The 9,659-nt window shown below is 51.3% G+C and carries 7 protein-coding genes; 1 reads left to right on the top strand and 6 read right to left on the bottom strand.

Annotation, left to right across the window (positions count from 1 at the left end; translation table 11 throughout):
- From QUB56_RS18980 to QUB56_RS37325, 6 genes are all read right to left on the bottom strand, one after another.
- The coding region (locus tag QUB56_RS18980; protein ID WP_332957241.1) for a microcyclamide/patellamide family RiPP at positions 1-228 on the bottom strand (228 nt) is incomplete at its 3' end.
- A gap of 135 nt (positions 229-363) precedes the next feature.
- Positions 364-2,697 (bottom strand): TOMM precursor leader peptide-binding protein, encoded by a 2,334-nt coding sequence (locus QUB56_RS18975; RefSeq protein ID WP_332957238.1) that lies wholly within the window; start codon positions 2,695-2,697, stop codon positions 364-366.
- A gap of 577 nt (positions 2,698-3,274) precedes the next feature.
- Positions 3,275-4,036, bottom strand: a complete 762-nt coding sequence (locus tag QUB56_RS18970; protein ID WP_332957237.1) for a cyanobactin biosynthesis PatC/TenC/TruC family protein — start codon at positions 4,034-4,036, stop codon at positions 3,275-3,277.
- Positions 4,037-4,063: 27 nt separating this feature from the next.
- Positions 4,064-4,315, bottom strand: coding sequence for a cyanobactin biosynthesis system PatB/AcyB/McaB family protein (locus QUB56_RS18965; RefSeq protein WP_332957236.1), 252 nt, complete (start codon positions 4,313-4,315; stop codon positions 4,064-4,066).
- Positions 4,316-4,411: 96 nt separating this feature from the next.
- Positions 4,412-6,409 (bottom strand): PatA/PatG family cyanobactin maturation protease, encoded by a 1,998-nt coding sequence (locus QUB56_RS18960; RefSeq protein WP_332957235.1) that lies wholly within the window; start codon positions 6,407-6,409, stop codon positions 4,412-4,414.
- Between the two features lie 401 nt (positions 6,410-6,810).
- A complete protein-coding gene (locus tag QUB56_RS37325; RefSeq protein WP_445243373.1) occupies positions 6,811-6,966 on the bottom strand; it encodes a transposase in 156 nt (51 codons plus the stop codon).
- A 325-nt stretch (positions 6,967-7,291) separates the two neighbouring features.
- Between QUB56_RS37325 and QUB56_RS18955 the strand changes: the two genes are divergently transcribed.
- Complete coding sequence (locus QUB56_RS18955; RefSeq protein ID WP_332957234.1) at positions 7,292-9,502, top strand: peptidase domain-containing ABC transporter; 2,211 nt, start codon at positions 7,292-7,294, stop codon at positions 9,500-9,502.
- Positions 9,503-9,659 lie beyond the last annotated feature (157 nt).

Here is a 9,659-nt window from a genome sequence, read left to right as displayed (position 1 = left end):
ACAGATACAGAAAGGGGCAGATGCTTCCGCACCATCGTGGGCACAGATACAGAAAGGGGCAGATGCTTCCGCACCATCGTGGGCACAGATACAGAAAGGGGCAGATGCTTCCGCACCATTACCACCGAGAGCTTCCTCAGAGAGTTCAGCCAAGTAGCTGGGGAGTTTACCAGTGGTGCTCCGCATCACTGGTTTGCCTTGTTGGGGCAGAATGTTCTTCTTATCCATGAGTAATTTCCTCATTTTGTTGTTTGGTTTGTTGACCCGTTAAGGTGGGTCAATCCTCTTCTTCGTTGGGAAGAAGCCTAGTAGGGCGACATCTGGTATGTAGCGAAGCCCGTCGCCCGCAAACTTTAAAAAGACTTAAAACGGTATCGTCATGGGGTTCATCTCTGCCTCAGCTAGGGGCACGGTTCGCCACCCCAGCTTTACCGGCACGTCATAGAGCCGCCCTGGTCCTAACCGCGACCATAAACCTCGCATTCCCGGTATAATCACTTTGACCACGTTCAAGCCAATGTCCGGTCGCGTCTGGTCTAGCACCAGCGTTTCTAAACCTGCTGCTTGGGCAATCCCCACACAGGTCATCACATCTGCATAGATGTCATCACTCCAACGCTTGGGGTAATCATTGGCGGTCTTCAGCGGCTGCGATGCATCTGGGACTAAACAGGGATGACTGGCTCGAGTCACTCCTACCAGCCAGTCTTTCGACTCACCCTTGAGCTGCTCGTCGGGAATTTTGTCGAGTTCCAGCCCAATTTGGTTTACTTCTGTGAGGGTGCGAAGAATGGCAATCTTCGGGTCAAGGTGCGCCCCAAAACCAACAATTATCCGCTCTGAACTTCCCACCGTGCGATACGATACGCCCACAAACGCCGGAATGCCGAGGTCGGCAGTCAAATCCAGCACCCATAGTTCGCGGTTCTGTTCCCGGTAGAACTGCTGCAACTGGACAAAATACGGCTCATCAAAGCTGCCCAGATCCACCCCCGGACGGCTGAGACGGTTGTACCACCACAAAGCTACACTGTCGCGCTCCACCAGTTCCATGAACCCTTGCAATATTGCCTCTTCCAGGGTGTTGCCCGCTGCGTTACCGTTGGAATCGGCCTTACAGAAGCGATAAGCTTCCGGCATGGGGTAGTGGTAGTAGCAAAAGGCAGTGGGTAGATATTTGTGCGTCTGTGCGGTCAACGACCACACTGGAGTCCAGTCAATCGCTTGACTTGCATCAAACCGATGGGGAATCCAGCGATAGGCTGCCTCTGTACCCTGAGCGTTCAGGGCTTCCCGATTGGCATACTGCTCGTCGCTAAAGTACAAACACTGCTCCGGATGAATTGCCAAATCTCCCAGCTCCGCCAGGGTTGCCCGTTTGCGGGGTTCGTCCCCCTGAAAGATGCCCGAATAGCGTTCCACTGCCTCACAGAAACCACTCGCCCGCGATTGGCTATCGGTCTTGCCTTTGCCAGAACTCTTGTGTTTGAGGGTATTGCGTAGCCCCCGCAGCGAGGTGGCACTGCCGAAGCTATGCCCCGCCCGGTAGGTATGTACCAACGGATTAGTTGGGTCAGAAACCCGCACCAGTTCCGTCACCACTCCAGTTACGGGGCCGATCAAGTGCTGGTATTTCTGCACGGTCTGCTCTGGGGTCGTGGCACGGTGGCCACCATCGTGGGTGAACTGCTTGCGGCGCGATTCTAGCTTCAGCGGTTCAAACCCTCGCCGCTGCAAAATTCCCGAGTCCCCACAGGTGGGACATTGCGGCCGCTTAATCAAAATATGGCTTTTCAAGTCCAGAATTGTCTGGTTGAAGGTGATAACCTTGCCGTCGATGGTGGGGAAGCGTGCCGTTCCCGGCGCAGTGGCATTGACGTGTTGCTTGACAATCCACTTGGCGATCTCGGTGGCGGCGAACTGTAACCCCATTTGCAGGGTCGAAGGCAGCGTCGCCCGTGCTGTGGGCAAGCAGCCTAATACACTCCCGTTTTGACCGTTGCGCTGCTGTTGGGCTTGTTTTTGCCGCAATACCGACGACTCAACTTCGCGGTTGCCCCCCAGCCGATGGGCCAGACATCCCCAACACCCCGTCTTTCCGGGAACAAACACCGGCCCCAACCACAGGACACTACCCACCGGCTTGACGAGCAGCCAAGTTTGGTGGCGCTCCAGAGCCTGCTTGTTGATGGTGGCTAGTTCCGGCTGCAAATAGTCGTCGGTCACAACGATGTTGAGCGCCGCTGAAGAATCTGCATCTGCGGAATTTTGCACCGGAATGCCCATGTCCCGCAGGGCAGTTGCGAGGGCAGCAACGGTTACTTCACTGATGTTATCGCCAACCGTTGTCAGCGTGACCGGCTGCTGTAGCCCCTGCGCCGCCACGGGGGGTGCAATCCCTAACTCGCTCCAAAATGCTGCCACTTCCGAGGATAGTTCCGGGGCTACCTCGGTAAGGTAGCCTTTCTCGGCGAGGCGATCGATCACATAGTCGATGTATTCCGCCGGGACTTCCCCATCGAGTTTTTCGACAATCTGCTCCAGGGTGTGTTGCCCATTCAGCAGAGGCACGATTTGGCAGTAGAGTTGCCCGGTGAGGGCGTGGTTGCTCTGTTCGCCAAGGAGGTAGACTTGCTTTGGCTCGATCGCCTCGACATGAAAGTGCGGCTTAATTTGGAGCAGTGTGGTGGATTGCATAGAGCGAACACTCAGTCCTCAAAAAAATTGGGTAGAAACCCCGTCCTTCTAGGACGGCTTTACAAGGTGTCGTAGTATAATTTCAGTGGTCAATGACCCACTGTCCGTCGATGGAGACATAAACCCTAACACCAAAGTTTGCGATGTTTCGCAACGGGGAAGAAAAATCGGTAGACCGGGAAAAGAGGATGGGGCAATGAAATATGCATCCCTTGAATCAAAACAACAAAGAAATTCTTCTGTGGAATTTCGATACATAAAAACCGCTGGCCTAGCGGGGTTAGTCTGTGGAGCGAACATAAGACCATAAAACTCCTTGTGGGTAGAGGCAGTTGCTATGAAACAGAAACCTAAATCGTGAGGTTTGGGAATCACCGCGCCTTGTTTGCCGGTGAGGATGTCAATAAGTGGACGATAACAAGACAGGCTAGGGCGTGTTTTCAAACTACTCGTTTAGCCTCCTAATTTTTTTGATCCCCCTAAATCCCCCTTAAAAAGGGGGACTTTAAGAGATTCTTAGCCCCCCCTTTTAAGGGGGGTTGGGGGGATCTAAGACTTTGAAAACACAGGCTAGGGATTAGGTCCAGATGCGGCCCCGGCGGAAGGGTTTAGGGTGTCTCTGTGCCTTCTTGGCTTGCTTCTTGGCGTAGTCGCACCAGTAGGCATAATCTTGCAGCCCGGTCTGGGAAGTAGGCACGTAAGACTTTTTCTCTTCAGGGGTGGAGGAGACTTCCGGGGGTGTTACTTCTGTTTTCTCCTTAGCCGTTTCCTTTTTCTCATTAGCCATAGTTTCCTCAGTTTCCTTAGTTTCCTTGGGTGTTTCGGGTGTTTGGAGGGTTTGCGGTTGCTGGGGAGCCACAACTCCCTCTAACTTGAGGTAGTCGATCCGGTGTGCCCCATCTCTCGACCCACCAGCAGTGGTCAGGGTCAGGGTATGTTGCCCAGCGCTGAGGGCTGGCAAGGGAATCTGGGTTTTGGTTGGCTTGCCTGACCCGACCCCGACGAGTTCGGTCAGTGGCTCACCATCAACCCAGAGGGTGTCAACCTGAGAGCCAAAAAAGTTGTAAAAGAGCGTAAGTTCGCCTGTGCTGTAGCTTCGGACAAGGGAGAATTGGATATTCAGTTTGTCCGTGGAAAAAAGCTGCTTTCCTTTGCTCTGCGGTTTGGTCTTGCGACCGGGAACCACAAGCAACGATGGCATCTGGGGCTGGTTAATCGGGTCTCGATCTGACCCAACAACGTAGGTAAATTCCTCTTGCCAGCCGCCTACCTGCGAAAACTCCTGACCTCCTTTACCAGCTTGACCAATTTGCCATAGGGTTTCAGTTGGCTGAGGCATGGTGATTAGGGACTTATCAGTGGCTCATTAATAAAATCGTCCCATGCCCCCAAAGCCGCCCCAGCCCTGGCTGGCTGTACTCTGGCTGGCACTAGAGTGCATCACTTGGCTGAAACTGCGGTTGGCATAGGCTGAAGGATCGTTATAGTTAGCGCCATGGAGCAGATCCATCCGAATATGCACCAAATCCTCGGTAAGACCATCTTCCACATCCACGCACAGCGCAGGCTGGATGAAATGAGGCCGTTTGACGGGGGGAGACAATATAGGAAGTCGCATGGTTGAGGATTCTCCGTATGGATAGGGTGAACAAATCTAGATGTCTTGGCGAGAGTCCATTTTGTTGTGGCACTCTCACCCCAATTGTATTGCCCTTTAATACGGTGAAGACCAAGAACGAACTTCGCCCAATGTGACCGGAATCAGATCGCTGACATCAATGGTGAAGCGGAAAATCTTCTTAGCACGGCGGTTGTTTTCAGGGTCGAAGAACTTCAACTTCACATCCCAACAGTCGCTATCCATGCGACAGAAGGGACTTTTCTCAACAGTAACGCTGTCGAGTTCCATGCCAACGGCAACCGCTTCGCTGAAGGTTCGGGCCGCTTGGAAGGCGTTGGTGACGGAGAAGTTCAGGGCGCGGTCTTGGGAAGTGGTTCCTAAGTTGCGGAGGTCGTAGTAGATGCGGTTGAGGAAGCCATCTAGGGTGCTGCGGATGCGGTCTTCATCAGCAGTGCCGTCTTCAGCTTGAACCGCTGCCATCGCCTCTCTCACCAAGCTGTTGACTTTCCAACCGTAGATGCCGCGGGTGCTTTGGGGTTCAACCACTGGGATAACTTGACCGGAGAAGAGCTTGACTTTGCGCCCGGTCAAGATGCCCGGTATGCTGACGCGCTCAACGTATTCGGCATCGTTTTCGGGTTGGATTTGACCGGATAGCAGTTCGTGGAGAGCGCGGTAGGACTCGGCGGCGAAGGGACCGGTGGGGTCGATCGCATAAACCGGAGTCAGTTCAATGTTCAGCGTCCAAATGAGCGATCGCGCCTCAGAAATATTTTCGTCCAGGTAGTCCACCATCTGGCGGGCGTCGTAGGGGTTCGCTGGCACCATCACCCCTCCCCCTATGTCAAACGGCGGCATCAGTTGCTTGAACGAGTCCCGGCGGGCTTCCGTCCCGAAGTCATAGCCGAGGGTTCCTAGGGCATAAACAATCTGACCGAGAGCCGGAAGTTCGCTGGGGGCTTGGCTGGCGGTGACCGAGTTAGCAGTTAAGTTGGGCATCATTGGTGGTTGTTGGGTTACAGATGTAGGAAACGATTGCATCAAGTTCTGCAAGTTGGGGGTGTTGCTAGAGACAGCCTCAGCGGCTCCTAGCTTGGCGGCAGCAGCAACCAAGCTAGGAGCAGGTTGCGCTTGATTAGCCATCGCTTCACTGGCCTTGGTTAAGCCGCCATCACAACCGCAGCCTGCGGCTTCTACTTCTGATGCACCGACTGATGCTAAATTCTCAGCCATATTTCCTCCTTTTTTTAATAACGTTATGGCTCCAGGGATGTTCAGTCTGCCCGCCAGACACCGACGGGTTTCTTCTGGCAAGTCAGGGTCGCAGGGTAAGGCACTCTGCAATAATATTTGACGAATTTTGTGGGGGTCGGGGGTTTCCCCCTGCTCCCGCTGAAGGCTCAGCAGCACGGCTGCTACACCTGAGACAATCGGAGTGGCGAAGCTCGTACCGCTCAGGCGGTCGGTGCCACCACCGGGTTTAGCTCCCAGGATGTCCTTGCCCGGGGCAAGGATGCCTTGGTCTTTGTACGCTTCGCCCCAGTTGCTAAAGTCCACGGGTTTGCCATTAGCATCCATCGCCCCTACCGCTAGCACAGAGGGCAAGGCAGCGGGTACGTGCAAGCAATCGCAACTGTTGTTGCCTGCAGCAGCTACGAGCAAGACGTTGTTCTCTCGGCACAGACGAACGGCATTCCGCAACCAGCCATCGGCCTCGCCATAGTCGGTCAGTTGACCCCCACTGAGGTTGATAACGTGGGCGCCGGCATTGACTGCTTGCTCGATCCCCCTAGCCAAATCTAGCTGGGAAGTTCTGAGGCGATCGTCGGCGAAGACTGGCACAATTATCCCCTTACATTTGGGAGCTATCCCCTGCACCGGACTGCCCGGTTGCCCAAAGATAATGCTGGCAACGTGGGTGCCGTGGGCGGACATATTGCCACCGATCTGGGCCTCCGCTTTAACCAAGGTGGGAAGAAACGTTAAGTCGGCGCCTTGGAAGCAAGGATGATTTTGGTCAACAGGACCATCCAAAACGGCGATACAAATACTACTATCTCCCTGGGACACCGTACTTAATGTATCTAGCATTTAAACGTATTCCAAACATTAATCAGCATAGAGTAGTTTTTTTACACCTATTGATTGATACCTGCTTTTTCACCTTGAAATCAAGGTAATGATACGCAGGCTGCTTGAATTTTACTCAAGAAAAAATTTTATCCTGGCAGTTCCTTGAAACCTAGGGATTAGTTATTGTGCTGCACAATCTCATAGCCCGATGAGCGAACTTAGAATAACCGAGGATCGCTCGTCTAAGTGGGCTAGCTGCGGATTGTGTAGCGGTATACTTCAGCGATGAAAATATAGAAACATACTGAACCTTATTTGCGCAAGGGGGGTAACAAATTTTTTTTTCCGGAACTCGCCGTTGAGGGGCTGTATTCTTTACGCGGTGGGACTTTGAGAAAATTTTCCTTATCTAAGGAAAGTTAACAATACTTAATATCATGGCAAACCATATGGAGTTTGAAGCCAAAAAACCAATGTCCCGAAGTCTGTCCTCTGGCTGCAATCCCTTTGAAGACGTTGTGCTGCTTAAGGTTGCGGGGTTTGGGCAGAAATAGACCTGCCGGAGCTCGCCGCAATCTAAAATACAACGAGGCAAGAAAACACGATCTAGCCGTTCCCCGATCTCGAACTCATATTTTGTTAAAGTTCCGTTAACTCACATCTTGCACCATTCTCAAGAATCAAGAACACGCAAGATGCCTGTTCCACAAAGAGTGAATTTTCTTGTGGAACAGGCATCTTGCCTGTTCACAAAAAGCTTATTGAGAATGGTGCAACATCTCAGGTTAATCCAGTTATAGAAATTTGAAGCCAGCCAGCACCCATAAAATTATGGGTGCTTTGTGCTGATTGGCCAGGCGGCGGTGGGTATTGTTCTTTATGCTCTACTCATTTGAAAAAATGCTAAAAAACATCCCATTTTTCCCAGGAATATCATTCTACGGAAAAATCAATAATTCTCGGAAATATCAGGTTGTACTCCAGCAAAGCGAAGAAGATTGCGGCGCTGCTTGTCTGGCTTCGATCGCCAAATTTTACGGACAGAATTTTACAATCAGCCGTTTGCGAGAATTGGTCGGTACGGGCCAGCAAGGGACGACTTTACTGGGCTTGAAACAAGGCGGTGAGGCGATCGGCTTTAATGCCCGCTCCGTGCGAGCCGCGGCTGCTATTTTAGACAAAATTGAGGAAGCGCCTTTACCGGCCATTATTCACTGGAACGGCTATCACTGGGTTGTTTTGTACGGTAAACAGGGCAACAAATATGCGATCGGCGATCCAGCCGTCGGTATGCGCTACGTTTCTAAAGCAGAATTAGCAGCAGCTTGGACAGATTGGCTGTGCTTGCTAGTAGAACCCGACGCGGAGCGGTTTTTTGCGGCAGCCGAGGGTCAACCGCCCGCCAATGCCTTAGAAAAATGGATGCGCCGGATTGGGATCTACCGCCAGATTTTAATAGAAGCATTTTTGCTGAACGTGGTTTTGGGTTTGCTGTCGATCGCTTCGCCCTTTCTAGTTCAACTGCTCACCGACGACATCCTGGTGCGGGGCGACAGACAACTCCTGGCCAGTGTGGCGATCGCAGTTATAGTGATGAACCTTTTTAGCAGCAGTTTAGGATTAGTACAGTCGAACTTAATTGCTCAGTTTTCCCAGCGTTTAGAGTTGGGATTAGTCATGGAATTCGCCCGCAAATTCCTGCGATTGCCTTTGAATTTTTACGAAACCAGACGCAGCGGCGAAATTGTCAGTAGATTACAAGATATCCAAGAAATCAATAAATTAGTTTCTCAAGTCGCTATCAGCTTGCCCAGTCAATTTTTTATAGCCGTAGTTTCTTTTATTTTTATGCTATTCTACAGCAAGGAACTGACCCTAGCAGCTACAGCTATAGCTCTGTTAATGACTGTCTCAACAGTGGTATTTCTGCCCGCATTGCAGCACAAAACGCGCAGTTTATTGGTGCTGGAAGCAGAAACTCAAGGCGTTTTAGTAGAAACTTTTAAAGGCGCGCTGACTGTCAAAACGACCAGCAGCGGCCAGCAACTTTGGGAAGAATTTCAAAGCCGCTTCGGTCGCTTAGCAAAGCTGACTTTCCGCACTACGCAAATTGGCATTCTCAACAATATCTTTTCTGGTTTTATTGGATCTGCGGGCAGCATTACTCTGCTGTGGTTGGGCAGCGGTTTGGTGATTGAAAAGGTATTGAGTATCGGTCAGTTGCTAGCGTTTATTAGCATGAATCAAAACGTTACTACTTGGGTGACTTCCTTAGTCGGATTTAGTGATGAAATGACTCGCGTTCAGACAGCTACTCAACGCCTGTCGGAAGTCATCGACGCTGCACCGGAAACTAAAAACGATACGAATAAACCTTTTGTAACCATTCAGGACCGCGACAGTATTGTTTGCAACGGTGTGAGTTTTCACTACCCGGGCAGACTCGACTTGCTGGAAAATTTTTCTGTCACCTTTCCCGGCGGTCAAGCCATAGCTTTAATAGGCTATTCCGGCTGCGGAAAAAGTACGCTAGCTAAAGTAATTGCTGGTCTGTATCCGCTGCAATCTGGTAATATTAGAATTGGCGGTTACAACTTGCAGGATTTGTCTCTCGACAGTCTCAGACAGCAGGTGGTTTTGGTTCCTCAAGAAGCGCATTTTTGGAGTCGGTCGATTATGGATAATTTTCGGTTGGGCAATCCAGATATCAGCTTTGAACAGATTGTGAAAGCGTGTAAAATTGCGGGGGCGGATGAATTTATCAGCCAATTGCCTGATAAATATCAAACAGTTTTAGGGGAGTTTGGTGCGAATATTTCTGGGGGACAAAGACAGAGATTGGCGATCGCCCGCGCCATTCTCAACAACCCGCCCGTATTGATTTTAGACGAATCTACCGCAGGGCTTGACCCCGCAAGCGAAGCGGAAGTTTTAGAACAATTGTTGATGTACCGGCAGGGGAAAACCACGATTTTTATCACTCACAGGCCCCGAGTGATCGATCGGGCCGATTGGATTATCATGTTAGAACGCGGCAGGTTGAAAATGCAAGGGTCTGCTGCAAAACTGCGATCGACTTCAGGAAACCATTTAGAGTTTTTGAATCCTTGAAAACTTGTAGGGTGCGTCAGCCTAGAATCTCTCAATTTACAGAATAAATAATCCTAGCTGCCCGTAGGGACACTCCAAGAGCCCATTGGTGTCAACAAACACGTTAAACCGATAGTCCGACAGGGGTTGAAACCCCTGCCTCAAAGCTAAAGTCCTC

Origin of the sequence: Microcoleus sp. AR_TQ3_B6 (assembly GCF_036702785.1) — a bacterium.
GTDB lineage: Bacteria > Cyanobacteriota > Cyanobacteriia > Cyanobacteriales > Microcoleaceae > Microcoleus.
The sequence above is the reverse complement of the archived record's forward strand: the minus strand, read 5'-3'. Positions and strand labels throughout refer to the sequence as shown.